The organism is Mucilaginibacter sp. PAMB04168 (genome assembly GCF_039634365.2).
GTDB lineage: Bacteria > Bacteroidota > Bacteroidia > Sphingobacteriales > Sphingobacteriaceae > Mucilaginibacter.
Window position 1 is genome coordinate 124,389 of the sequence record NZ_CP155079.2, and the last position, 24,830, is coordinate 149,218.

22 protein-coding genes are annotated in these 24,830 nt (G+C 42.5%); 12 read left to right on the plus strand and 10 right to left on the minus strand.

Annotated features, from left to right (window positions below):
* The first annotated feature begins 21 nt into the window (after positions 1-21).
* From ABDD94_RS00580 to ABDD94_RS00610, 7 genes are all read left to right on the plus strand, one after another.
* Positions 22-1,182: a hypothetical protein gene (locus ABDD94_RS00580; protein WP_345954233.1), complete on the plus strand. Its 1,161-nt coding sequence runs from the start codon at positions 22-24 to the stop codon at positions 1,180-1,182.
* Position 1,183: 1 nt separating this feature from the next.
* Entirely contained in the window at positions 1,184-1,714 is a 531-nt protein-coding gene (locus ABDD94_RS00585; protein WP_345954234.1) for a hypothetical protein, read from the plus strand.
* Between the two features lie 480 nt (positions 1,715-2,194).
* Positions 2,195-2,974 carry a hypothetical protein gene (locus ABDD94_RS00590; protein WP_345954235.1) on the plus strand — a complete coding sequence of 260 codons (780 nt, stop codon included), beginning with the start codon at positions 2,195-2,197 and terminating at the stop codon, positions 2,972-2,974.
* Between the two features lie 798 nt (positions 2,975-3,772).
* Positions 3,773-7,558, plus strand: a complete 3,786-nt coding sequence (locus ABDD94_RS00595; RefSeq protein WP_345954236.1) for a DUF5977 domain-containing protein — start codon at positions 3,773-3,775, stop codon at positions 7,556-7,558.
* 83 nt (positions 7,559-7,641) lie between these two features.
* Positions 7,642-11,148, plus strand: a complete 3,507-nt coding sequence (locus ABDD94_RS00600; RefSeq protein ID WP_345954237.1) for a DUF6443 domain-containing protein — start codon at positions 7,642-7,644, stop codon at positions 11,146-11,148.
* Positions 11,145-11,876, plus strand: a complete 732-nt coding sequence (locus ABDD94_RS00605) for a hypothetical protein (protein ID WP_345954238.1) — start codon at positions 11,145-11,147, stop codon at positions 11,874-11,876. Before ABDD94_RS00600 ends, ABDD94_RS00605 begins: the two co-directional genes overlap by 4 nt.
* A 10-nt stretch (positions 11,877-11,886) precedes the next feature.
* Complete coding sequence (locus ABDD94_RS00610) at positions 11,887-12,411, plus strand: hypothetical protein (RefSeq protein WP_345954239.1); 525 nt, start codon at positions 11,887-11,889, stop codon at positions 12,409-12,411.
* A gap of 131 nt (positions 12,412-12,542) precedes the next feature.
* Here ABDD94_RS00610 and ABDD94_RS00615 read toward each other — a convergent pair whose 3' ends face one another.
* The 8 genes from ABDD94_RS00615 to ABDD94_RS00650 form a co-directional block, all read right to left on the minus strand.
* A complete protein-coding gene (locus ABDD94_RS00615; protein ID WP_345954240.1) occupies positions 12,543-12,863 on the minus strand; it encodes a helix-turn-helix transcriptional regulator in 321 nt (106 codons plus the stop codon).
* Between the two features lie 89 nt (positions 12,864-12,952).
* Entirely contained in the window at positions 12,953-14,110 is a 1,158-nt protein-coding gene (locus tag ABDD94_RS00620) for a type II secretion system F family protein (RefSeq protein ID WP_345954241.1), read from the minus strand.
* Positions 14,097-14,597: a prepilin-type N-terminal cleavage/methylation domain-containing protein gene (locus tag ABDD94_RS00625; RefSeq protein WP_345954242.1), complete on the minus strand. Its 501-nt coding sequence runs from the start codon at positions 14,595-14,597 to the stop codon at positions 14,097-14,099. The genes ABDD94_RS00620 and ABDD94_RS00625 overlap by 14 nt, the downstream gene beginning before the upstream one ends.
* Positions 14,587-14,943, minus strand: a complete 357-nt coding sequence (locus ABDD94_RS00630) for a hypothetical protein (protein ID WP_345954243.1) — start codon at positions 14,941-14,943, stop codon at positions 14,587-14,589. Before ABDD94_RS00630 ends, ABDD94_RS00625 begins: the two co-directional genes overlap by 11 nt.
* On the minus strand, positions 14,931-16,184 hold the full coding sequence (locus ABDD94_RS00635) for a hypothetical protein (RefSeq protein ID WP_345954244.1): 1,254 nt from the start codon (positions 16,182-16,184) through the stop codon (positions 14,931-14,933). Before ABDD94_RS00635 ends, ABDD94_RS00630 begins: the two co-directional genes overlap by 13 nt.
* A 1-nt stretch (position 16,185) precedes the next feature.
* Positions 16,186-16,791: a hypothetical protein gene (locus ABDD94_RS00640; RefSeq protein ID WP_345954245.1), complete on the minus strand. Its 606-nt coding sequence runs from the start codon at positions 16,789-16,791 to the stop codon at positions 16,186-16,188.
* On the minus strand, positions 16,788-17,276 hold the full coding sequence (locus ABDD94_RS00645; RefSeq protein WP_345954246.1) for a hypothetical protein: 489 nt from the start codon (positions 17,274-17,276) through the stop codon (positions 16,788-16,790). The genes ABDD94_RS00640 and ABDD94_RS00645 overlap by 4 nt, the downstream gene beginning before the upstream one ends.
* Positions 17,277-17,325: 49 nt before the next feature.
* Positions 17,326-18,285 (minus strand): hypothetical protein, encoded by a 960-nt coding sequence (locus tag ABDD94_RS00650; protein ID WP_345954247.1) that lies wholly within the window; start codon positions 18,283-18,285, stop codon positions 17,326-17,328.
* A 266-nt stretch (positions 18,286-18,551) separates the two neighbouring features.
* On the opposite strand from ABDD94_RS00650, the gene ABDD94_RS00655 reads away from it, so the two are divergent.
* From ABDD94_RS00655 to ABDD94_RS00665, 3 genes are all read left to right on the plus strand, one after another.
* Positions 18,552-19,532: a hypothetical protein gene (locus ABDD94_RS00655; protein ID WP_345954248.1), complete on the plus strand. Its 981-nt coding sequence runs from the start codon at positions 18,552-18,554 to the stop codon at positions 19,530-19,532.
* Between the two features lie 60 nt (positions 19,533-19,592).
* Positions 19,593-19,844, plus strand: coding sequence for a hypothetical protein (locus tag ABDD94_RS00660; RefSeq protein ID WP_345954249.1), 252 nt, complete (start codon positions 19,593-19,595; stop codon positions 19,842-19,844).
* Positions 19,845-19,942: 98 nt separating this feature from the next.
* Positions 19,943-20,479 (plus strand): hypothetical protein, encoded by a 537-nt coding sequence (locus tag ABDD94_RS00665; RefSeq protein WP_345954250.1) that lies wholly within the window; start codon positions 19,943-19,945, stop codon positions 20,477-20,479.
* 78 nt (positions 20,480-20,557) lie between these two features.
* Here ABDD94_RS00665 and ABDD94_RS00670 read toward each other — a convergent pair whose 3' ends face one another.
* A complete protein-coding gene (locus tag ABDD94_RS00670) occupies positions 20,558-21,532 on the minus strand; it encodes a hypothetical protein (RefSeq protein WP_345954251.1) in 975 nt (324 codons plus the stop codon).
* Positions 21,533-22,151: 619 nt separating this feature from the next.
* Between ABDD94_RS00670 and ABDD94_RS00675 the strand changes: the two genes are divergently transcribed.
* Positions 22,152-23,159 (plus strand): hypothetical protein, encoded by a 1,008-nt coding sequence (locus ABDD94_RS00675; protein WP_345954252.1) that lies wholly within the window; start codon positions 22,152-22,154, stop codon positions 23,157-23,159.
* Positions 23,160-23,615: 456 nt separating this feature from the next.
* On the opposite strand, the gene ABDD94_RS00680 is transcribed toward ABDD94_RS00675, so the two are convergent.
* On the minus strand, positions 23,616-24,266 hold the full coding sequence (locus ABDD94_RS00680) for a hypothetical protein (protein WP_345954253.1): 651 nt from the start codon (positions 24,264-24,266) through the stop codon (positions 23,616-23,618).
* Between the two features lie 261 nt (positions 24,267-24,527).
* On the opposite strand from ABDD94_RS00680, the gene ABDD94_RS00685 reads away from it, so the two are divergent.
* On the plus strand, positions 24,528-24,824 hold the full coding sequence (locus tag ABDD94_RS00685; RefSeq protein ID WP_345954254.1) for a type II secretion system F family protein: 297 nt from the start codon (positions 24,528-24,530) through the stop codon (positions 24,822-24,824).
* Positions 24,825-24,830: the final 6 nt, after the last annotated feature.

Here is a 24,830-nt window from a genome sequence, read left to right on the forward strand (position 1 = left end):
AGCGCAGCAGGGGTCAGTTTAGTGATCCAGGCGGATGGAACGCCTGTCTACCACCTGTGTGCCCTAAAAGTACAGGGAAACCAGCTGGATATTAGTGACAAGAAAGCCGGTCTCACCACTATAGAGGCCCTCATCAAAGCGTTGCCCGAAGGTGCTCCAGTAGCGCTGAATATGAGTGGCAAAGGCGTTTTGATCAGACAAATACCAGTTCAGCAGGAAGGGAAGCCTTTGGATTTCGGCCAGGTATTGCCCAATGCCAAAGAAGAAGACTTTTACGTGCAGAACTGGACATCGGGTAGCCAGCAATATGTCGCGGTGATCAGGAAATCAGAAGCGGATAAGTGGCTCGCTTTGCTCGCCAAAGTGAAACCGGGTGTGCTAATGCTCAGTCTAGGACCTTTTCCGGTCAGCCAGGTGCAGGGTCAGCTTAACTCCTATGGAGAGGAGCTCATTTTTGATGGGCACCAGGTTGGGCGGGATGCTGGTGGCAACTGGACCGCTTACCATTTCGATCCGGTTCTAACGGCTGTTTTTCCTATAAAGCTCGAAAATGAAAAATTAGACGAAAAGCTTATTCTGCCCTACGCTGCAGCACTTGGGCTGGTTCTGGCAGCCGAAATTCCGCCGATAGAAGCGACGGTAGCTGTATTATTGGCCACGCGAGATGCCGTACTTCGCGAGCGTAAAGTTACGGTTTGGAGCATCGCGGGCCTCGGGGTGCTTTTTATACTCTTGCTGATTAATTTCGGGCTATTTTCTTATTACAACGGCGAGAACGGGCGCCTAGCGATGCAGGCTGGGCAAACCGCACAAAACTCAGCCGAACTGGAAAAGCTTAGTGCACAGATTCAAAGGAAAGAAGCCTTGCTGGACTCACTGGGCTGGGAGGGCGGAATAAATCAAAGTATCCGCGTTGATCGGCTTGCCCGGCTACTTCCGCCTGAAGTACGCTGGCAGGAACTCGCAGTGAATCCGGAGGAAGCTAGTGGCGGCGCTGAAAAACCCATCCACTTTCAAAGTCGTCACGTACGTGTACGCGGAACCTCGGCGCAGATCACCCCGGTAAATGAGTGGATGGGCCGGGTCAAGATACTGCCCTGGGTAAAAGAAGTTCGTTTGGAGCAATATAATTACAACCCCGAACGCAACAGCGGCGATTTTACGCTGATCATACAGTATTAATATGCAACAGTTGCTTCCCATCAAAAAAGCGTATTTGCTGGCAGGCATTACGATTCTGCTGTCCCTGCTGAGCATTAAGCTGGCCTTCCTGCCAACTTTTAAGGCTCGTCAGATCAATCAGCGGCTCAGCACCCAATTGCAAAGCCCCGTGGGGATGGCTTACTCGCCGGCCTACCTGCACCGCAAAAGCCGCAATCTTGACACTATTCTTACACTCTACCAGGTAGATTCACTAACCTTCAGGAGCCAGGTACTGACCAGCTTATCCGCACTGGCGCAAAAGCACCAGGTAAAGGTGATCGAACTGCCATCGGATATCGACAACCCTTATAATCGCACATCGGTATACCAGGTACAAAAAATCGGGCTGCAAGGTAGCTTTGCACAGGTCACGCGCTTGTACAATGAGTTGCAGGCCACAGCGAAGATAGGCCGCATACGCTCTGCACTGTACAGCGTAAAGGAGCAGCGTACCAGCAACGGAACAGACCGGCTACTCCGCTTGGACCTCTTCCTGGAAATTCAGTTATAAAGGCTCATTTTCTGGAAAGTTATTATCGTTAAAGTGTCTTTATTGACCGCATGGTTAATTGAAAATAATGGGCTTTAAATATTGCAGAATAATTTTAAGTTGGCTAAATTGTGGATCAATTCACAATTTAAAAAAATCAATAACTGCCCCAACCTTATGCAATTAGTCTTCACTTATTCTGGCTGACCATCTAGTCCCATCTCTAAACTTACGAAAATTTAATGCTACCGGGCTTGGGTAGTAAAATATCGCATTGCTTGAAACTTATGTCAAATTTCAAGTATGTATAAATTTTATTCTGCTGTCATGACGATTTTCTCAGGAATGCCGAGGGTGGTGTTGGCGATAAAATCGCGGTTGATCAATTAAACTTCTTTAAATGGTTCCAAGACGGGTGGGATCCTAAAGATATATGAACCATATCTATTTTCAGTTCATATGTATGAAAGATATAGGCGCTTACCTCTGCATTGTTTTTATATGAAGAAATTCTTAATAGTAGTTATAGCCTCATTGGTCACTTCAATCGCCCATGGCCAAAATACATTTCCATTCCCTCAGACCGGAAATATTGGTATTGGTACGCTATCCCCGCAGGCTACACTCGACGTCAGTTTTAATGCAATTATCGGCGCAGGTGCAGACAAGTGGAATATACCGCTCAGTATAATGAAAAATAGCGATGGGTGGGGCAGTGATAATCCTTTATTGGTTTTAAAACATAGTGGGATGGGTAATAATATCTATTCGAACCCGTCAACCGATCTGGGAATCCTACGAATTCAAGGATTTAACAGTGCTGTGGCTAATAAAGCAATTAATTCGAACGACAATTTTTTCGTTTTTACTAATGGCTCGGTTGGCGTGAATACAGCAAGCGTCCCGGTGGGTTATAAGTTAGCTATAGCTGGCAACGCCATTGCTGAATCCATTACTGTGAAGCTACAGTCTGCCTGGCCAGATTACGTTTTTAAGCCATCGTATTATTTACCGCCATTGGCAGCGTTGAGGGCCTACGTTGATAAAAATTATCACTTGCCAGATGTTCCTTCTGCAGTTGAAGTCTCTGAGATGGGTATCAACTTGGGGGAAATGAATAAGGTGCTATTAAGAAAAGTAGAAGAGCTGACATTGTATTTATGCGATCAAGACAAGGAGATGAAAGCATTGAAAGCCAAGATGAAGCGCACGCAGATTAATCAGCAAAAGGAAATTCGTCAACTGAAAAAGTTGATTCTTACAAGACAGAAAGTGCATTAACAGTACCGAATTTGCATTTTACTCCGCTACCGAGGTGAGTTTGCTACAGATTATATAAGTCTGGCCAGTTAAATAGGAAAGATATTCAACCTTTTGAAAAATGAAAGTAAAAGCTTATTTGATAGGATGCGTATTTAACGTTTTATTGTTAGGGTGTTACTATAGAAGCGATAGTGGAGAAGCCAATATTCAACTTACTGATCTTAAGATGATAACCTTAGATACGGTCGAAAGGTATATGCCGATCGAACTTATCAGTACCTATCCAGTTGAAGTAGAATGTAATTTAAAAAAAAAATTGCTACTCTATATGTTTGCAAAACAGTAAAATATGTCGACACCACATATGTATTTGACTTATGTAAAAAGCCACCTGAATTTATATACTTTAACAAAGACAAAAATTCTGAAATTGCTATTGATCTAAAATCGCTTTTAAATTATAAAGACTCTTTAGTTACAATATTTACCCCAAAGCAGTTCAAAATTCCCATCAATTCAACGTATGTTTTAGCGACTTTAACCCGAATTACGGATGATTGATACTACTAAGCCCAGTCCTACAAGCTGGGGTTTTAGCCGGGCACAACAAGACAGATTTTGAGAACTACTAGCACAATGACCGTCCATACCTGATAGAAGGTAAGAAAGAAAATAATCGCTTAAACCACACTTATAAAGTTAAATCATACAATGCATCATCAAAATTTCATATGGAGAATATACTTAATAACTACCATATTACTGAGTTCTTTTAATACAATTCAGGCCCAAAATGCACTAGAGCTACCGAAAATAATGCCAACCTCGCCCAATGCTGCAGGATTAGGAGAATACGGCAACATTCCTATAAGTTTATATACCGGCTTGCCAAATATCAGTATACCATTATGGAATTTAAAAGGCCGGGAAATCGATTTTGATGTATCTTTAAGTTACAGGGCATCCGGTGTTAAGGTAGAAGATAATGCCTCATGGGTAGGGATGGGATGGTCCCTAAACGCAGGTGGTGTAATAACTCGAGTTATAAGAGATAAACCAGATTTTCAAAACGGTTTACAATCGCGTCCAATATTGCCATTACCAGCATCAAATCTTATGAGATACGACACCATTCAGTATTATAGCTATATGAAAGGAGTTGTTGATATGGAACCGGATGTCTTTAATTATAATTTTAATGGAAAGTCTGGAAGTTTTGTGTTTGACCGCTCGGGAGTTGCAAGGTTTAACCAATTTGATGATTTAAAAATCAGATATGAGCGATCTGTAAATGTACCAGGGCATGGCTGGTATGGACAATTTATCATTACAACAGGTAATGGTACCGTATATAAATTTAATGAGCGGGAAACCAGTTCTCAAAGTGAAGAGCCGAGTTCGTGGTTTCTAACAACAATAACTTCAGCTTCAGGCAGAGAAGTGTTCAATTTAGTTTACGAAAATGAGCAATTTGGCTACCACACAGCGGAAAGGCACTCTATCTACACAAGTTTGGGAACAGGTGCAGGAACAATCCGCCCTTGGGATAATGCTGAAACAGTTATTCATGGGAAAAGACTCAAGGAGATAAATACGAATACTTTAGGAAAGATTGTATTTGTTCCCCAGACTCAAGCTAGAAAAGATCTCGGCACTTATGCCTATGCATTAAAAGATATTGAAATATACACCTCTCAAAATGAAATGGTAAAGAAATTTCGTTTTGAAACAGAAGATATTGAAACCTCAATACGATTCCCACTTAATAACCCCACTTATGGTAACGCTGAATATATTAATTGGCGATTGTATTTAAAAAGTGTTACAGAGTTGAGCGCTAATGAAGCGCTTTCAAAGCCGCCCTATATCTTTACCTATTTTGACAGAGATGCGAATGGTAAAGATTTATTACCACATCGGGTATCCTTTGCGCAGGACCATTGGGGATATTATAATGGTAAAAATAGTAATGGATCCCTGACCCCTGCATACCATGGACCTTTCGGTTATAATTATCAGACAGGTGAGCATGACCCGCAGTTTGATGCATTTCTACCAATATGTTCAGTAAATGATTACTTAGAAAATTATGATTATTCATACGCGGGCCTAACCGGTGACCGTAGTTCTTCATTTCCATCAATGAGAGCTGGCACAATAAAATCAATTCACTATCCTACAGGGGGTCTAACTGAGTTTGATTTTGAAGCACACTATGGTCGTTTCGAAAGTCAAGATGTAACCATTAAATACTCAGGAATAGTAGGAGGTTTAAGAGTCAAAAGTATCACATCGCTTAGCCCATGTAACGAAATTCTCAGCAAAAAAGAATATGAATATGCAGAAGGTGGGCTGACACATTTTCCTAAATACCGCACTTACACGTATAATAATGGGTTAGGAGAGCCCAACGGAAGTCAGCCCGGTGTAATGCAAATTTGTACCAATAATCCCAATGGAGATCCATATATCGATAAACATTTGTATGTAACTATAAATCCAGGCTCCTTTACATTTCCAGGTGCTACAAAAGGTTCTTCAATAGGTTACAATATTGTTAGAGAAGTTGAGGTTGGAAATGGAAGTACAACATATACCTATACAAGTCCGCTTTCGCATCCCGATGAACATAATTCTACAAATTTAACCTACATATTCAGAGACCCTTTCTATCAAAACTATATCGTTGAGCGAGAATTGCTGTTTTCATCTAATCTTAGCTACCCTTATTTTCCAATGAAAGATAACGACTGGAAACGCGGTTTATTGATAAATAAGGACTCGCGCGATCTATACGGAAAAATTCTCACATCTGAAGCATACGAATATACCATGGAAGAACTTGGTAACGTACCAGCGTTAGCTATTCTTGAACAACGTAGGGAGCTGGATTTTTATTATGCACTGTATAAAGTCCCTTATGGATGGTGTCGTTTGGATAAGAAAACTATCACAAATTTTGATAAGCAGCAAAGCATAGGCCAGCAGCAGGTATATACCTATAATTATGAACCGCTTCATAAATACAAAATTAAAGAATCGCTAGTAAGCAGTAAAGGGGACACAATGTCCACCACTTACACTTATCCCTTTAATTATTCAATCGCACCCTATACATATATGACAGATCGCCATATTTTAACTCCGGTTATAGAAACGAAGCAATTTAAAAACGAAACGGAGCTAAGTTCTATCTTTACCGTTTACAAAGATTGGTTAGGCGACCAGACTGTCTTCGCACCAGAAATAATTAAAACTAAATTTAAAGAAAACGGCACCCCAGAGGCAAGAGTAAGGTATCACGAACTAAACGCCGATGGTGGCATTTTATCTGTTTCTAAGGAAAATGGAATTAAGACAAGTTATATCTGGGACAATCGGTCGTTAAGGCCAACAGCAGAAGTTAAAAATGCAAACCCAGAGGATATTGCTTATACCTCTTTTGAGGTTGACGGTTTTGGTAATTGGCAGTACAATAATGCAAGTATCGTTATAGATTCTGCAAGAACCGGGCAGCGATCATTTAGTCTTTCTTCTAATTATTCAGTTTCTAAAAGTGGGCTTAATGTAACTAAAGGCTATATCATTACCTACTGGAGTAAAGCTGGCGCTTATCAAGTAAATGGGAGTACAGCCAATCCGCTTTATACAATAAACGGCTGGACTTTATATGAACATAAAATTTCAGGTGCTTCATCTTGTACAGTGACTGGTTCTGGACTTATTGACGAACTGCGGCTACATCCGGAAAATAGCACCATGCAAACGTTTTCTTATCACCCTTTATACGGAATAAATTCAACCTGTGATGAAGCAAACAGAGTTACAACATTTGAATATGACGTTTTGGGGCGTTTAATTATTGTAAAAGACAATAGTGGCAATATCACTAAAAGAATAGCATATAATTATGCTGATACGGCAACCATCAACTGTAATCAGCAACTAATTTATAATTCTGAAAAATCAAGATCTTTTACTAAAAGCAATTGTTTAATAGGCCAAACAGGAGAAACAATTAGGTATACGGTCAGTGCGAAGACGTTCAGCTCTTATATACCAGGTGAGGCCGATGCCCGTGCGCAAAGTATCATAGATACTTACGGACAATCATATGTAAATAATATAGGGACTTGTAAGTATTATAACGATGATCAAAGTGGGAATTACACAGCAGTTGGTTGTCCTGAAGGTTTCAATGCTACAACTGTTTATGTTAGTTCTCCAGCGAATGTTTATGAATCAGCAATTTCCAAAGAAGATGCAAATATAAGAGCGAGATATTTTGCTCAATCTTATGCGAATGAACGTGGCTGTGTACCTGGTTCTGTAACGATTATTGGAAGTAATTCAAATGCAATTCCAAACTTTAAGGTTAAGCTCACTAATCTTCAAAACAATGTAGTTTACGAGTATGATCTGATAGCCGCAACATTGGCAACTATTCCACCCGGACCTTACACGATTAATATTTACAACCCGTACAACACGAGTACCGTTTATAATTTCAGTGCTGATGGTCTTACTATGTCGGGCACGAGTGCCACATTTGTAAGCGTAAATCTAAGCACTTTTAACGTTACGGTGTCCATTGAACAGTAATCTGAGGACTATCCAAAATATGCAATGTCCACGGTCTTAAGAATGAGCAAAAGAATAATTGAAAAACATCGGTAAAATCATTCATGGAAAAAAAATATAAGTACCTCATTGTTTTCAGCATAATAACGCTATGTTATGGAAATCTTAGGGCTCAAACGTTGGTGCCGAACGGCCAGATGACGGGTACACCTACTATGGGCGAATATTACCATCCCTCGAGCATCACGCTCCAAGACGGTTTTCACTTTGCGGCGACGCATGGTAACAGTTTGCGTCTGTATATAAGTGGTTGCGTCCCACTTGCAGCAACGCCAAGTAATAACCAGAACTATGTCATTACTTATACATCACGAAAATCAGGCGTACTCGATCCTACTGCAGCAACTGCCTCGGTTTGTGACGAAATGCAGACTATTAAGTACTTTGACGGCTTAGGTAGACCAATGCAAACCGTGCAGGTGAAAGGTAACCCTGATGCTACTAAAGACCTGGTACAACCTGTGGCCTATGACCAGTTCGGCAGGGAAGCGGTGAAATATCTACCTTATACTACCAGTGCAGGCATTGCCGGTAGTTACCGGGAAAGTGCGATCGCAGACCAACTCTCGTTCTATCACCCGGTGGGTACTGCGGCAACAGTAACGCAACTCCCGGGCGGGTTGCCTCATATTCCGACGCCATATGCAGCAACGGTATTTGAAGCGTCCCCGCTGAATCGCCCAGTGGAACAAGGTGCGCCGGGTAACGATTGGCAGCCAGGAAGCGGCCATACGGTAAGGATGGAATATGGGACCAATACGAACGCTGATGCCTTCCATACCGTAAAGCTGTACAATGCAAAGGTAGTAAACGCTGCAGGGCAGGAATACAAGCGGGAGCTGACCAGTATTAAGAACTATGATGCGAACGAGCTCTATCTTAATATTTTAAAGGACGAGAACTGGGTAACAGCAGATGGTTTAGCCGGACAGACGCATGAGTATAAAGATAAGGAAGGCCGGGTGGTGCTCAAACGTATCTTTAACAAAAAGCCAGCTCCAGATAATACAATAGAAACGCTGAGTACTTACTACGTTTACGACGATTTAGGTAACCTAAGCTTTGTACTGCCACCTGGATGTATCCCCGATAACACCGTACCCATCCAAGCCACACAGGACGCTTTTTGTTACCAGTACCGTTATGACCACCGAAACCGGTTAATCGAAAAGAAGCTGCCGGGCAAGGGCTGGGAGGGCATGGTGTATAATAAGCTCGACCAGGTGATCTTCTCACAGGATGCCAACCAGAAGGCCCGCCAGGAGGTAAGTTTCGTCAAATATGATGCACTGGGACGGGTGATCATGACCGGTATTGAGCCGGGGCATGCTGAAGCTTCGATGATGGTCTTGCAGCAGGCGGTTAATGAGCAGTACGACAATCCACAATCCGGCTTTACGCAATGGGAGGTGCCGCAGACATCGGGTGACCTGGGTTACACCAATACGGCTTTCCCGACCGGAGCCAGTCGTCAAGCGCTAACGGTAAACTATTATGACGATTATACCTTTTTAGGTAATCCTACAGTCAGTGCTCTTAATACCGGCAACTTTGGAGCGCCGGTAAGTCCGCAAAGCAAGAACGTCAAAGGCCTGCTGACGGGAACATTGATCAACATATTGGGCACAGGAAATGGCCTGCTTTCGGTCAATTACTATGATGAGGAGGGCAGGGTAGTTCAGAGCAAGAGCCGGAACCATTTGCAGGGCACGGACATTGTCAATAACACCTACAGCTTTACGGATGAGCTGTTAAGCAGCACGCGGGTACATACCGTTGGTAGTAACACCACGACCATTGCCAATACGTACAATTATGACCACATGGGCAGAAAGCTGGAAACACGTCAATGGATCAACAATGCTGCAAACGAGGTACTACTATCCAAGCTAGAATACAACGAGGTTGGTCAGCTCAAAACTAAAAGTATCGGCAACGGGTTGGAAACAATGCAGTACGCCTATAATGAGCGGGGCTGGCTTAAAAGTCAGAACGCGCCACGGTTCAATCTGTCGCTGAACTACCAGGACCATCCTAATGCAGCCTATAAGCAGTGGAACGGCAATATCAGCGCCCAGGTATGGGGACCGGCCGCGAATACCAGTCAGCATCACTATGATTACCACTATGACAAGCTCAACCGGTTAACTGAAGGCACCTCTGATGAGAACTTTAATGAGCAGCTGAGTTACGATGTGATGGGTAACATTACTCAGCTCACGCGCAGCCCCATGGGGACAAACAACTACCACTATGGCGGTAATCAGCTGACCTCCATTGATGGCTTTGTCAATGGCACTTATGAGTATGATGAGAATGGTAACCAGAAGAAGGATAACACTAAAGGTATCACAATTGCCTACAACCTGCTCAACCTGCCGCAGACAATTACCAAAGGTGCACAAACGATGACTAACCAGTGGTTAGCCAGTGGTGTAAAAACCAGGAAAGTAGTAAGCGGCGGAATTACCAGGGACTATGTAGGGGGCATTGAGTACAACAACGGTCAGATCGAGTTCATCCAGACCGAGGAGGGCAGGGCCGTACCAGCAGGAGGAGGCAATTATACTTATGACTATTACTTAAAAGACCATTTGGGTAACACCCGTGTTCAATTGAAGCACAATGGTTTGGTACTGGAAACGAGTGACTATTACCCGTTCGGTCTGCAGGTGGCACGTGCTGTCCAGACAACAAGCTCGCCCGAGAACCGTTATAAGTACAATGGCAAGGAACTGCAGACGGAGCTGGACCTGAACCAGTACGATTATGGCGCAAGGTTCTATGATCCGGTAATAGGCAGATGGACGAGTGTTGACCCATTAGCAGAGTTAGGTAGGCGTCAGTCACCATATGAGTATGCTCTAGATAATCCAATTAGATATGTAGATCCTGATGGAATGTACTCTACGGAAGAGTGGAAGAAAGACCATGGGGTAACCGATGATGATTTAACAACTGTATATAAAGCTAAAGAGGAAGAAGAAAATGATCAATCTTCAGGTATAAGATGGCAGCCATTATATAAGTCAACACTGTTAAATTATGTACAGATAACCAACTGCACAGGCTGTGGGCCTGGTAGCTTACAAAATAAAACTGGTGCAATATTTGAAGATCTATTTGAAGAATACATAGACGAGAATTTTAATTTTGATAACATCAGGGTCGTAAAGAATCCTCTAAATAATAAGTTTCCCGGAGAATTTGACTATACAGTTCCGGATTTTTTAGGCGTAAAGTATGATATTAGGGGAAAGCCAGGCGCAGGTGTGACTACATTTTATGAACTTGAAAGTTTCTATGAGCTTAAGGCAACTAAAAATAATATTGGCGTAGGCGCGTTTGATGGTCAATTAAAAGTTCAAATTCAAGCAGCAAAAAAAGCCAAGGTTAAAGAAATTGTTTTTGTAACAACATATGGTGTGAAATTAAGTAAACAACTGGAAAAATATGCACAAAACAATGGCATTTCGCTAACTCATTACTGGGCTCAATACCGAATGGAAAGAGGAGTTATGAAAACAAATTATACACCAGCAAAGAAATGAAAAACTTATTGTTGCTAACAATATGGGGGATAATAACTTCAAATATTTTAAATATGCAGTCCGATTATACTATTACAGAATGGCCTGTTGCCAATGACTTAAAGGCTCAACCTGGTAGCAAAATAGTAATGAATATAGAGTATAACAATGGCGTAGTATATCAGTTAATTGATGGTAAATATGTCGTAATGCCTATTAATCCTTTTGCTAAATGTCTGGTCACAAAAAATAGAGATCTTTTAGATAAGTGGATTTTTGACAGTTATTTCCCAACAGACGAGGATGTTAACAAATTTTATTTCGGTAATAAAGAAAAGATAGATAATATTAAGGAATTTGAAAAAATATTAATTGAAGAGCTATCTAAACATATTGGAAGCGATTTGAATAATTTAGATGATTCATCCAAAATTGATGATGTCTATTCGGTTTTAAAAAAGAGGAAGACATTTATAAAGTTTAAACTGAACTTCACAGTTTTAGTTGGAAGCTATATTTCAAACAAACATCGTGCTGATAGTATTAGTTGGGCTAAACTTAAAATTAAGCAATTACTAAATCCTATAACGGAAATTGTTCTTACAAAAGTTGTTGACCATAATAATCGGTATTTTAATATACAGGAGCAGGTCTTAGGTAAATGGGGATATAGAGGCATAAGAGATATAGAAGCCTCCTACAATAGAAAATGGCTTAAACCGAATGAACTTTATACTTTAGAGAAATAACTTTCCAAAAATGATATTGAAAAATATAATGATACTTGTAATAATTACTAATTGTTGGAGGGGTAGCGTTGATTCTTGGAAAAGATTGGTAATAAATGATGAAGTTTCAGTGGAATTTCCTAAACTGCCAGTCAGAAAGGAGTTTGAAGATAAGGAAATGTATTTTTATAAGTCCCTTAAATATGCAATAATGGTTGGGATTTCTAAAACACATTTTATAGATTATAGATCTAAGCAAAATATATATGACAAAACAAAAGTTGTTGATTTATTTTTGGATGATGTGGTCAAAGGTAAAATATCATCAGGAAATTACACCAGTATATCTGTCAAAACTTTAAAGTTAGGGAAGTATATTGGAAGAGAGGTTACTTATTCATCTTCAACTAAGGGTATAAATTATAATCAAAAGCGTTTCGCGGTTTTTTTTGTAATAAATGATAATTTATATGCGTTTGAATTTTGGAATTTACAAAACACTGAAAATGCAATTGACAAAGCACATTTTTATAATTCCATATTAATTAAATCTTGAGCTTAGAAAAAATAGTATTTAATTTCAATCAAACAATACTAAGACTGTCCAAACCTGATGAAGGTATGTTGGGCAGAGATGTGCTTAAGTTACTTGTGCCTTAATAAGCCCAGACCACAAGCTGGGTTTTTCTATTTCTCAGCTTTGGCATCACGAATGAGTGCATCTACTACTTTGAAGACGTGCTCATGATCTTCGTTTAACAAGGATGCTATCTCATTGATCCGATTCAAGGTATTGGAATCAAACTCAATATCTGTCAAGCCCGTAAGATAGTCCAAGGAAGTGCTTAAGGCTCCTGCGATTTTGGCTGCAACCTCTACCGAGGGCACAGCGTCGCCACGCTCATACCTGCCTAACACGTTAATATGTATACCAACCTTTGCAGCAAGTCCAGACTGTGATAGTTCTTGTCGACTTTTAAATAGCGTAAGTGGATTGGCGAAGCTCATGAACGTATAAATCAACCATAAATGCAGTATCAGTGCATGTACGGATTAGAGAAGTTGTTCAATATTACGTTAATGATTTTATTAACGCGCTACTGAAAGCTATTACTCATCTGAAATAGGGGCAAATACATTGACACCAGGATAACTCCTACAATCAGTCCTAAAAAAATGATGATAAGCGGTTCCATCATGCTGCTCAGCGAGGTCGTCCTATATTCTACTTCTTCGATATATTGCTCTGATATGCGGGCGAAAAAGTAATCTAATTGGTTAGTTTCCTCGCCGACCTTAACCAGTTGGACCATCTTCGGCGGGTAAACACTGAAACTACTCATGCTCTGATACAGTGATCGGCCTTTAAGTATCTCGGACTCTATTTCTGCTAAAGAGCTTTCGATGGGGTAGAAGCCGATCATTTCCCGTATAAGGGCAATAGCCCGCAACAACGGTAAACGAGCACTGATTAGCAGCCGCATGGCATTTGCAAAGCGGGCCAGGTAAATCTTTTGCACCAGGTTACCAACTACTGGCAGCCTCAGTAGCAGCCTAGCCGACCATTTACGGAACCATATTTTTTTACGCTGACTGATCAGTAAAAGTGTAATAGCCGAAACTCCCAGAACCACTGGTAAGAAATGCTTTTCCAAAGCCTCCGACATTCGAATAATCTTCTCTGTGATCCAGGGCAATTGGCCGCCAAACCGGCGGAATACTTCGCCAAACATGGGCACAATAAACTTGAGCATAAAAAAGACCGCGCCCAAAGCAGCAGACATCACAATGCAGGGATAGGTCAGCGCAGAAACGATCTTGCGACGCTGTTTGATCTTGTTTTGGTAGAACTTAGCCAGATCCTGCAGTACTTCGATCATTTTTCCGGTTTCCTCCCCAATTTGCAGACTGTATACCTCGTACAGCGAAAATTTACCGCTTTGCTTTAGTGCATGCGAAAAAGTGGTGCCACCCAGCACCGCTTGCTGTATGGTTTCAAACAGCAGCTTATCCTTTGCCTTGCGCTGATCAGCCAGGATCAGTTCAAAGCTGCTTTTCAGGTTAATCCCGGCCTGAAGCAGCGAACCTAATTCTAGGTACAGGTATTCTTTCTTCTTATCGCTCAGTTCGGGGTTCCCAAAACTGATGTCTTTATTCAATATTGCTAGTAACTTGTTTTCGGCTGACGGTGTGCCAATCTCCGCCGGACGGGCTGGCTTTTTGTTAGCATAGCGGCTGATATCAATGCTGGGCATGAGGCGGTAAATTTAAAAGGTCTGCTGCGCTGTAACGCTTATGATAATGATACGGAAAAATCCGCGCTCTAAGCTGTACCGAAAAAGAAATTTCGTCCGTTATTTCTATTGACTCTTGACTGGCCAGTGGCTGGTTTTCGAACTGGTAGCTCAACCCATCTGCTTTTACGCGAAAAGTGTCGGTTATGCCAGCTACCCGCAGAATCTTATCCGGCTCAAAGCGGTACACGACGGTGTCCTTTGGTTTACTAAAATGCAGGGTACCTGCACCATGTAGGATCAACGTTGCTTTCTCTGTATCGCGGCGCAGCAATTCATCCAAGCGTATCAGTCCGGCCATTTCCAAATGCTTTTGATTGTAGCTGCTGTACGCGCGGCTGGCAATACCGTAGGCTGTATAAGTGATCGTGATAACCAGTGCTGAGATCAGCATGGCAACCATGAGTTCCATAATGGTAAAGGCGGCAAAGCGGTGTTTATTTTTCATCGGTTAGGATTATAATTTGCCGGGTCTCCGCCAGTAGCCGATGGGTATCGTCATAAGCCTTCAGATACACTAGGGTTAAGCGGCTGTTATTCTCGTATGGAGCCAAAGTCTTCTCGATCACAAGTCCATCCTGAACTGGAAGATCCAAGCTGCGATCATGCTTTAACTGTACAAGCGCTTCCTGAAGGCGGAACTGTGCTTGCAGCTTACGGGCAGATAGCGACTGCCGCATAACATTGCTATAAATGGTCAGCGACAGGCTCAGCACCAGTAAAATAACAACCAGGGCAACAACCACCTCCAAAATAGAGGAGGCTGGTAATTTCTTTAACCCTAATTTAGCCATTGCATTAGTTTTCTATTGGGCTTACTGACGGGCAGCAGCTCGCTGGTGAGATAATTTCGGGATAGCGCCTGGGCATCTAAACGGATATTGATCAGGTAGTTTTCATAGCGGGTGTGGGCAGTCTGGTATAAAAAGCGGCTGGCGTGAACACTGCCCTGAATTGCGGTGCCATCTTGATAATTCAGCAGGCCTTGGGCATAGACCTGCCCTGTTATGGTGGTACCTTTGCCTAAATCCAAAACGGGTAACAGTTCGTTTTTAGCCCGCTCATAGGTTAGCAGTATGCCACCAACTGTTGAGTGCTGACCAAGGCTGAGCTTCCGCTGACCGCGTGCCTCCAAATCGAAATTCATCACACCTATAGTAGAAGGATAATTGAACTGGCAGTGCTGTTCAATCCGCAGCGAATCCGTTGCAAAAAGCTGGCAGGCTCCCCGAAAGCCGCTTCGAACTACGATGGCTTTGGCGAAAACCAATACGTTTTCAAGCCGGGCTGTACTATCAATGATTAGAGTGGTGTCGGAATGCAAAATCACATTTCCGCTAAGCCGTTGGTGGAGCGTATAGACTTGCTTCCCAAGATTCAACGTTAGTGTAGGCTGCAAGAAAGAACGGTTAATGCTGTCTTGCAGCTGGGATACGCCAGAATTAGCTTGGCCAGTTTGAGAGAGGTAATGCTCCAAGTTGGCTAGCAATAGGCCGTTTAAGGCTGGCAGCGTCCGGCTGCTATTGCGCTTTTCCCCTGCAACCAGGCGCTTGTCACCCTGGTAAGCCTGGCTGTTGATATATGCTTCCTTGATACCGGCTTTAGGCAGGTATGCTGTACCGGTAATGCTAGTCTTTCCGCTTACTGAGATGTTGCGGTCTTCGTCTATGATATACAATGCAGACCATTTAGCTGAATCCAGGCCATGACCCATGGAGAACACGCGCGATAGGGTGTCCGCTTGTATAAAAGCGCGTGCCACGCCAACTTCATATACTCCCCAGGGCTGGCGTTGCAGCATCACCGTATCATTAGCCAACCCGAAAAGGGTACGTTTCTGCACCTCTTGAAAATCACCGGTACTTTCCAGCAGCAGGTTTTCTGCAGAAACCAGGTTGTTCTGCAAGGCTTGAAAGCGGAACGTACGCTGGTACTGCAAACGGTAAAAATAGGCAGCGGTAATCAACGAAGAGCAGATTACGGCCATGACCAGGGCGATGATGATTGCGATATATAGTGCAGAAGCACGGATCATGTCAGGCTGTTGTTTTAGGACTATGCTTCTTCCATAAACGGAACTCCTTCAGTTTTTGCCACACGGTCGGCGATGCAGGTGCCGCTTTCACAGGCTGCCCAGCCTTGTACCGTACAGTCGTCACCGAATCCGGGCCTTGGTAGCTACGCACTTTTCCTTCCCGGAACCCATCCTTATAATTTCCTTGCTGCTTTTGCCGACCTAGTGCATCGTAGGTGGTGAATTCACCATTTTTTGACCCTTGCTGCCAGGTCTCCGTTTCAATTAGCGTACCGTTCTCGTTCCAGGATTTCCAAACACCGTCTTTAAGCCCCTTTTTGAAGTAACCTTGCGTTTTTAGGTTTTTCGAAATGTAAAATTCCTGGTAAATGCCATGCAGCAGGCGGCCGCTGAACCCACCCTGCGTGGTCTGTATGGTATTGCTACTGTACCAGTAGTACTGCCGGCCTGTATAAATATCTGGTTTACCCGAGGGCTCAATACGAGCAACTATGGTCCGGTCTGCTTCAATGATGCGTACCTGGGACAAGCCATATTCCGGCCATTTTTGCGCATAAAGGGTTAGCGTGCTCAGCAGTGCCAGTAAGGTAAGATAAGTTTTCGTCATGAGCCGGGATTAACAGGTATAAAAGCAGTTTGCTGATGGTAGGAAACTTTAATGGAGTCACGCAGATTCTTAAGGAGTTTGAGCTCTCCTGCGGTTTCGCCTTCACTCAGCATGAGGCTTTTGCCATTCATGGTAATGAGCGCCAATAGCTTCTTGCTGTGTGGGTTACGTATAAAGCCGCTGTAGCGAATGATGTTCCAGTTGATAACGGGCTTGCGAACCGTCGTTCGGGCTGACGGCGTCTGAACCTGTATAAGCTTTTTCAGGGGTATCTGTTGCGTATCTTTTAATGCCGGGATGGTTTTGTCGGCGCCAAAAGGATCGGGATAATTAAGCGTCAGCGTTGCGGTATCCCTTGACCAGGCATAGTCGTTCAGAGCGACCTTTTGTCGCGCTACGGGAGCAGCCGGGTAAAAGGCAGTATCATCGTCTCCACTTAAGGCAGCTACTACCTTGTAGATAATAATACCCCAGATCACTGCCACAAGGATGACCAGAACATAGACGAGTGCTTTATTTTTTTTAGCCGCCATATTACTGTAAGTTGAAACTTCTTAACGGAGCAGACGTACTTTCGTTTCCGGCTGCATCTATTGCGGTTACCGTCCAGTAGACCTGCTCACCGAAAGTGCCTGTGTTGAATGAATAGGTGCGGGTATTCAGGAGCAAGGGGAATGTATTGCTATAAGGTGTGACCATATCACTTCTATAAACATACAATTTATATTGGGTTGCGGTGGCCGAAGCATTCCATTGCAAGCTCACAGGCAAGCTTACAGTTTGATTCGCTTGTGGAGCAGTTAGACCTACGATGGCTGGTGGTGTATGATCATAACTCAATACGTGAACAGCTGACCATTGTGCTTGTGCCGTATCATTCTCTGCCCGGACGCGCCATTGGTAATTTTGATCCTTTGGAAGCGTAAAGCTGGACTGCAAAGCTGGTGTGACCTGTTCGTAGACTACCTTTCCATTACTGGAAAAGTTATTGGTGTCAACCTGCAAACGATACTGGATGGCGCCATACAGGCTGCCCCAGCGAAACGTTGTGTTGCCTGTAGTCGTCTGTGCATTATTAGCAGGTGCGGCAAGCGGTACTTTTTGCTGCTTGATGGAAGAAAATAATACAGAAAATTCCCGGGATGCAGACCAGGTAGTCCTCGTGCTACCATTCTCAGCCCGCATTCGCCAAGCATATTCACCAGGCGAAAGGTTTAGCGAAAAAGTATGTCCTTTCACGAGCGTATCAGCAACAAGTCCTGCCGGACTATCAAAACCAGGCGTCACCACTTGCAACCGGTAGGTCAGCGCATCATCCACCTCTTCCCACCAAAAACCAATAGTATAGGATTTGCTTTGAAACTGATCAGCAGGGGCCTGTAGCTGCAGTTCACTGTCAGTGATGTCGGGGTCTATAAAATCTTTACAGCCGGAAAGGCTGGACAGTGATAGCAATAAGCTAATAAAGACACTAATGACGGTGACAGGTTTCATGGTGTTCTAAGATAGCGACTTTTAAAGATATTCTAACTTTTAGCTCTTAGAAATTTTATAAATTCTGTGAGTCAACTCATTAAACTGGTCTTCCGGAGAGGTAACAAAGTGCATGGTAAAGCTTACTAATCTTTATATTTAACCAGATCAATAGTTATGTGCCTTGAAGTGCGTTTGTTGCCAAAGGAGGCCTTACTTTTATTAAACAACGTCGTAAGATTCAAAAGAATATAAGTATTTTAGAAGCAAAAACTTAATCCTAACACATGAAACCCTATTTTTTACTGCTATTGCTGCTCGTTACGTTACCGGCTAGTGCGCAATGGATAACTTCCGGTAATCATACCATACATATCAATACTGGTTTTGTGGGAATTGGGACGGCTTCGCCTGGAACGCCCTTGGATATTAATGGCGAAACACGCGCCGCTGCTTTTAGAGTTGCCGGCGGTTTAGGCGATAATGTCAACGGTGCGCCATGGTATGGTTTAGGCGTTTTAAATAACAACACAAATATCGTTCAACTGGCAGGTTTTCCTGGAATCCGATTTACGACAGGAGGAGGGCAGATTATGATCAATTCAGACGGTTACTTGGGCGTAGGCACGATCACTCCTGACCAGCGTTTAGTTGTAAATGGCAATATAAAAAGTATCCTGGATCAAAATTACCCAGCGAAAAATGTCGTTACTTTAGTTGGTCTCGGTACTTCAGGCATCACCGGTGCCCAAAATTGGGCTATCCGAGGCGTTTATCAGCATGGTAACGGAGTCAGCTTAAATGCGAATGGCGGCGACCTTGATATCATCAAGTCATTTAATGGTAATACCGTATTGGCAACTAAGACTGATGGCAGCCCGCTTGGCAATGTGGCCATTGGCACAACCAATCCTCATGGTTATCGCCTGGCGGTAGGTGGAGATATGATTGCCGAATCGGTAACGGTCAAACTACAGGGCCAGTGGCCAGACTTCGTCTTTGCGCAGGGTTACAAATTGCTTCCTCTGGAAAGTCTCCAGCGGTATATCCGGTCTACCCAACACCTGCCGGGTTTACCTGCGGCGAAAGCACTCGCTGAAAATGGTGTAAATCTAGGTGAGATGGTGAGGCTACAAACGAAAAAGATTGAAGAACTGACGCTATATTTATTACAAGAGCATAAAAAAAATGCTGACCTTGCGCATCGTTTGGCAAAGCTGGAGCGAACAATGAAAGCTAGAAGCCATCACTCTTCCATCAAGCATTAGGCTTTATACCGAGGCTATTCACACCTTCCAAATTTGCAAATCAAACCTTAACCCTTTCATATGAAAATTTCATTGTTATCATTCTGCTTAATCACCGGGATATGTATTCGTGTATCCGGTCAACCGCAGGTTGTCACTACCGGTAACAATCTTATTAATATCTCAAATCCCTATGGTGCCGATATTGTGATCGGAAGCGATGCCAATCTGGGAGTCCGTCATGATGCCAGTATCATGTGGTGGTCTGCTGCCAGTGCTTCAAGGATTTCTAATACAAACGACATATTTAATTTTCAGTTTGGGCCACGTTAAATCCAAATGTTTCGCTGAGCGCTACAGTAGGTGGCCGCAGCTTTTTTCAGGGGGCTGTCGGCATCGGCACTACCGAACCGACCAGTAAACTGACCGTTATGGGCGAAGGTAGTAATTCCGAAGGGTCCTTTTTACTTATTGACAACACTAATGTCTCATATGGTGGCAATGCAACGATTTCAGGGATACGGACGGTCGGTGGATCCGGAGCCCATTACAATTTTGTTAAATATCAGAATATCGATGGTACTAAATTTCTGATTAATGGTTTGGGGGAGGTTGCCATCGGCGGTGGAAATACTTACGGCTATAAACTGGCTGTACACGGCAATGTCCGCGCACAGGAGATCAGAGTTGAAGCAGGTCCGTGGCCCGACTTTGTATTTCGACCAACCTACCCGTTACGGTCCTTAAGTCGACTGGAAAAGTACTTGTCCATGAATCGCCATTTGCCAGACTTGCCATCTGCAAAGGAAGTGAAAGCCGATGGAATAAATTTAGGAGATATGAACAGTAAACTGCTGCAAAAAATAGAAGAGCTCACGTTATACGTTATTGACCTAAAAAAAGAAAATGACCGACAGCAAAAGGAAATTAACCAGCTCAGACGCTATACAAAGACAAAGAAGCGTTAATTAATATCCACTTGAACGTTGCTGCCCTAAGACAGGACTGTCCCCATTTATGGGATTAGCAGTCAAAGGTTCTCTTCTTTATTTTTGCAGAAGGGAAGCTATTTTCTGCTGTAGGGCTTTGATCTGTTGTTGTTGTTTTTGAATGATCCGTCGATTCTGAATTTTACTGGTTGTATTTTCTTTTTGCATGGCGATAAGGTGTAATGTAATCTCTTCCACCTTCTGTAACAATTTAAGGTTCATTTCGCCTACTTGCATGCCGCCTGCGGCCAATTCTGCTGCGGATGGTACCTCCGGCAGGTGTCTGTTCAATTTAACATATCGTTCTACCTCCTGTAGTGTGGGCAGGCGATATTTAGGTTCGAACACAAAATCAGGCGCTGGAAAGGCCAAATCAACTTTTACTTCTCTCGCATGTACAGTGCCGTTTACAGTCAGCCGGGCATCTGGTGAAAATGTGCCTACACCGACATTGCCGTTTTGGTCGATGCGCATGCGTTCCAGTGGTAAGCTAACGGAATTTCCGTCACCTGCCTTAGTATAAAAGGAAAGCCCACCGGGATAGCCGCCAAAATTGCCGGGTGTACCTACTGTACCGGCTACTGCACCAAGCAGCCAGGCAGTATTTCCATTATTAGTTGAAAACAGGGCAGATGGCCCCAATAGATTTGCGCCACTTAGCTCTGTATAAGGTTGTTCCAGGCGAAGTGCCGCAGCGCTGAAATCTGCGGATTGCGGGGTGCTGACATGCAGACGGCTAAGGGGAGCGTTTGTACCGATACCGACATGCCCAGCCCGGCTTACCAGCATACGGAGCTGGCCTTCAGTGAACATGTTGATCCCGCTGAAGCCGGCTAAATAAGCGGTGGGTGGATTGTACAGGCCCTGATTATAATACCAGCCCAGGCTGTAATGCCCGACGGTATTGCCGTTGTAATGAAATACATCGCTCAATGCCTGAGATCCTGCGGCAGGCTCGCCAAAGTTAGTGTTTTGAGCATAAGCGGATAAACTTAAAATGCTTAAGAGTGAGATGATTATTAATTTTATCATGTAATATAGTTTGGTACGCTAAAGTTATGTATTAATGTGATGAAGGCCTTGTTGAAAATATTTAATATGCTTTGTGCTATTTATTTGTGGATTTATATTGCTTTCGCCTTAACGATAACTCTAAGTCTTCTAACTTATCACTATCATATAAAACTACGCTTTCCGGTAGCGGACCTCTCAGGGGGCTTATAGTGGCACCTTGCACTCACCTTGTTTAGTATTTTCTGATAGAACACCAATCAAAAATTACTAAGTAGGAACAGATGTTAAACTATAAAACTAGTACTAAAAAGAAGGGAAAAAAAGCCCGCACTTTTAAATGTGGTTTCTGTGGATATATATTGCAGTATTTTACTTGAGATGACCATCCCTGCAGTTCTTCCATGACATATTGCAATATGATTACTAATAAATAGAAATTTGCTTTTTAATAATAAGTGATTAACTTGGTAATCAATTCACCTATACGACATTTATCACAATGCTTCATCAACTCAACTGGAAACGTCACGCAACTTAACCAGTAATCCGCGGAATCCTCTAAATCTGGAACAGCCTTTTTGGCTGCATGGGATCTTAATGTTCCATTGGACCGAATCAACTATCACAATTTAACAAAATGATTAAAACTTACGTCACCTTAATTGCACTCGTACTTGCATGCAATTCATCTTACGCACAATTCTCCACCGCAGTGCTAGGTAATACTACTACAAATGATAATGTGGGAATTGGTACCCAAACGCCTATCAATAAATTATCAGTTCTAACTAATAATTTGGGTGGCATTAGCATAAAGGGGAACTCTGGAACTTATCAGGGAAGTGACTTCTTTATTGGAAGGACATCAACAAGTCCGGTAGTAGGCTATAGCCCATGTATACAGTTCGGCGAGGAAAGTACCATCTATGGGGCACTCATACAATCCCATCAAGGGCAGTTTCAATTCTTTAATGCCGCCGAAAGCGGCTGGCATGAAAGCTTGCGGATTACAGCTGGGGGACTTGTTGGGATTGGGACATCAACACCAGACTGCAGCCTCACGGTAAATGGAAGCTTTAAAGTTTTCACTAATAACAACAGCAATTATTTCTTATACAACGCCGCAGATGTGGTGCTCAAATTTAGTGAAAGAGGAACAGGAGGCAGGGCAATCGTACATGATTTCGATAACCGGCTCACTCTAAATTATAATGGTGACTTTACAGGAGGGACCCTACTTGGCAAATATGCATTTTTTACTGAAAATGCCAGTGGCACCTCGTTTTTAAGTAATGGCAATCTTGCCATTGGAACGACAAATGCCCATGGTTTCCGGCTTGCTGTAAACGGCAATATTAGGGCCCAAGAGATTAAAGTAGAAGCCGGACCATGGCCCGATTATGTTTTTAAGCCAACGTATAAACTACCATCCCTTACATCCGTTAAGGCTTACATTGATAAAAACCAGCATCTGCCCGAAATGCCCTCAAAGACAACCGTTGCAAAAAACGGAGTCAAATTAGGTGAGATGAATAAGCTACTTTTAAAGAAAGTGGAGGAACTTACCTTGTATCTAATCAGGCAGCAAGAGGAAATAGAGAAGCTTAAAAGTGCCGTCAACAAAAAATATAGGGCCAATAACTAAAGCTCAAAAAGGCTAACAATTACTATGACATATGTATGTATTACTATCATACTTATATAAGATCTTGACCTAATTAAGTATTAATTTCAAGCGATTAAGATCAGCTATTTATATGGTAGTTTGTAGTGCTGTTCGCCACTGAGTCAAGTACGATTGATTATACCAAATAAAATCATCTTGAGATTATTTTTAACTTCTCAAACGATTAATGTTTTTGTACTATCCTTACTATCTTATTTAGTCGATATAGCCTTAAGGTATCAACTAATGACTGAAACAAATTGAGAGAAAAACTGGAGGTTTTTGTTAAAATATTGGTATTTCGCTCTGTAATAAGCTTTGCATCAATCATCATTACCCTTATACAGTCTAAGAAAGTGAGAAGCAAGTAATTCAAGAAAGCACTATAAAACATGGGTATTTAATAGATTGAACTGTCTACCATAAGATTGTTGTCTAACCTAAAACTTGAGGTGATACAATGGTCGGCTTAAGTTTTTTCTTTTTGGGCAGTGCCACAAACTCCTCACGCAACTCATCTCTGACAACATTCGTGTCTTTTTCAATTCGTTTATACATATCCTCGTACAACGAACATAAATCAAAGACATGCACGGCATACACGCCACATAACAAATCTTTTTCTTCTTCACCTGCCTTATTTAACCGATCAGCAAGGTCAAGGATTTTTAGAAAGCAGGATTGCGCTTTGGCATTGTATTCCTGTACATCGCTAAATGATAAGGAAACATTAAAGTAAAGACTGATCAGGTTGTACCGCCAATTCTCTGAATTCAGCTTTAACGTTTGTTCTTCTATTTTTTTTCTTTCCTTATTCAAGAATGCAAGGCTCATTTCGCTTTGTGCATTGCTTCTGTTTTTCCAGAAAGTGATGCTTTTCTTGAGCATAGTCATACTTTCACCACTCAAGTAATAAAAGTTCTCACCGATGTCAATCTTCTTGTCCCGGTATAAATTCTTGACCTCTGTTCGGTATTTTCTTTTATCGGTAAAGTAGATAATTGTTGCATTGATTATTTGCGTGAGCAAAGCACCTGCAAAACCTGCGTAGGCGCTTACTTCAATCAGCATGTTGTTTGCTGCCATTGGTAGTTCGGATTTTACTCAAAGTTAAATTAGACTTAACTTAAATGCTAATAAAATTAGCGTTTAAGTTATCCACAGGTTGTGGATAAGATCTGTAGAAGCTTTGCCAACCAACACTGCGCATCTGTTATTGTGTTAAAATGTAGCGGGTGGATGAAAATATTTTTACGTCGCATACTCTCTTTGCCTTAACCAAGTTTTAGGGCTTTTTGCAGACCAAGCCAGTAACCATTCTTTTAAGCGATAGCCCTCATACGGGAAATGATTGGCTTCTATAATATCAAAAGCTCATTAGCCGAAATACTTAAAGGCGGATCATTGCATCATAGCATGAGTAATTTCGTTGTTTACCCACCGAAGATGATCCAACTGGTTAAAGTTGGTGAGGAAATCAATCAGTTAGATTACTTCTTCGCCCGCATATCAAAGCAGTACATCGAAGAAGTTGAACACAAAACAACCGCGTTAAGCAGCATGATGAAACGGCTTATTATTATCTTCTTAGGACTGATTGTCGGCGTAATTTGGTGCCCATGTATTTGCCTCTTTTTCAAATGAGTAATT

Bases quoted from the DNA above. Each gene is read 5' to 3' on its own strand.
- ABDD94_RS00675 (WP_345954252.1), top strand. From the start codon at position 22,152: ATGATTAAAACTTACGTCACCTTAATTGCACTCGTACTTGCATGCAAT.
- ABDD94_RS00640 (WP_345954245.1), bottom strand. From the start codon at position 16,791: ATGACGAAAACTTATCTTACCTTACTGGCACTGCTGAGCACGCTAACC.
- ABDD94_RS00600 (WP_345954237.1), top strand. From the start codon at position 7,642: ATGGAAAAAAAATATAAGTACCTCATTGTTTTCAGCATAATAACGCTA.
- ABDD94_RS00605 (WP_345954238.1), top strand. From the start codon at position 11,145: ATGAAAAACTTATTGTTGCTAACAATATGGGGGATAATAACTTCAAAT.
- ABDD94_RS00670 (WP_345954251.1), bottom strand. From the start codon at position 21,532: ATGATAAAATTAATAATCATCTCACTCTTAAGCATTTTAAGTTTATCC.
- ABDD94_RS00595 (WP_345954236.1), top strand. From the start codon at position 3,773: ATGCCAACCTCGCCCAATGCTGCAGGATTAGGAGAATACGGCAACATT.
- ABDD94_RS00665 (WP_345954250.1), top strand. From the start codon at position 19,943: ATGGGCGAAGGTAGTAATTCCGAAGGGTCCTTTTTACTTATTGACAAC.
- ABDD94_RS00650 (WP_345954247.1), bottom strand. From the start codon at position 18,285: ATGAAACCTGTCACCGTCATTAGTGTCTTTATTAGCTTATTGCTATCA.
- ABDD94_RS00585 (WP_345954234.1), top strand. From the start codon at position 1,184: ATGCAACAGTTGCTTCCCATCAAAAAAGCGTATTTGCTGGCAGGCATT.
- ABDD94_RS00685 (WP_345954254.1), top strand. From the start codon at position 24,528: ATGATTGGCTTCTATAATATCAAAAGCTCATTAGCCGAAATACTTAAA.
- ABDD94_RS00610 (WP_345954239.1), top strand. From the start codon at position 11,887: ATGATATTGAAAAATATAATGATACTTGTAATAATTACTAATTGTTGG.
- ABDD94_RS00625 (WP_345954242.1), bottom strand. From the start codon at position 14,597: ATGAAAAATAAACACCGCTTTGCCGCCTTTACCATTATGGAACTCATG.
- ABDD94_RS00635 (WP_345954244.1), bottom strand. From the start codon at position 16,184: ATGATCCGTGCTTCTGCACTATATATCGCAATCATCATCGCCCTGGTC.
- ABDD94_RS00615 (WP_345954240.1), bottom strand. From the start codon at position 12,863: ATGAGCTTCGCCAATCCACTTACGCTATTTAAAAGTCGACAAGAACTA.
- ABDD94_RS00620 (WP_345954241.1), bottom strand. From the start codon at position 14,110: ATGCCCAGCATTGATATCAGCCGCTATGCTAACAAAAAGCCAGCCCGT.
- ABDD94_RS00655 (WP_345954248.1), top strand. From the start codon at position 18,552: ATGAAACCCTATTTTTTACTGCTATTGCTGCTCGTTACGTTACCGGCT.
- ABDD94_RS00630 (WP_345954243.1), bottom strand. From the start codon at position 14,943: ATGGCTAAATTAGGGTTAAAGAAATTACCAGCCTCCTCTATTTTGGAG.
- ABDD94_RS00660 (WP_345954249.1), top strand. From the start codon at position 19,593: ATGAAAATTTCATTGTTATCATTCTGCTTAATCACCGGGATATGTATT.
- ABDD94_RS00590 (WP_345954235.1), top strand. From the start codon at position 2,195: ATGAAGAAATTCTTAATAGTAGTTATAGCCTCATTGGTCACTTCAATC.
- ABDD94_RS00680 (WP_345954253.1), bottom strand. From the start codon at position 24,266: ATGGCAGCAAACAACATGCTGATTGAAGTAAGCGCCTACGCAGGTTTT.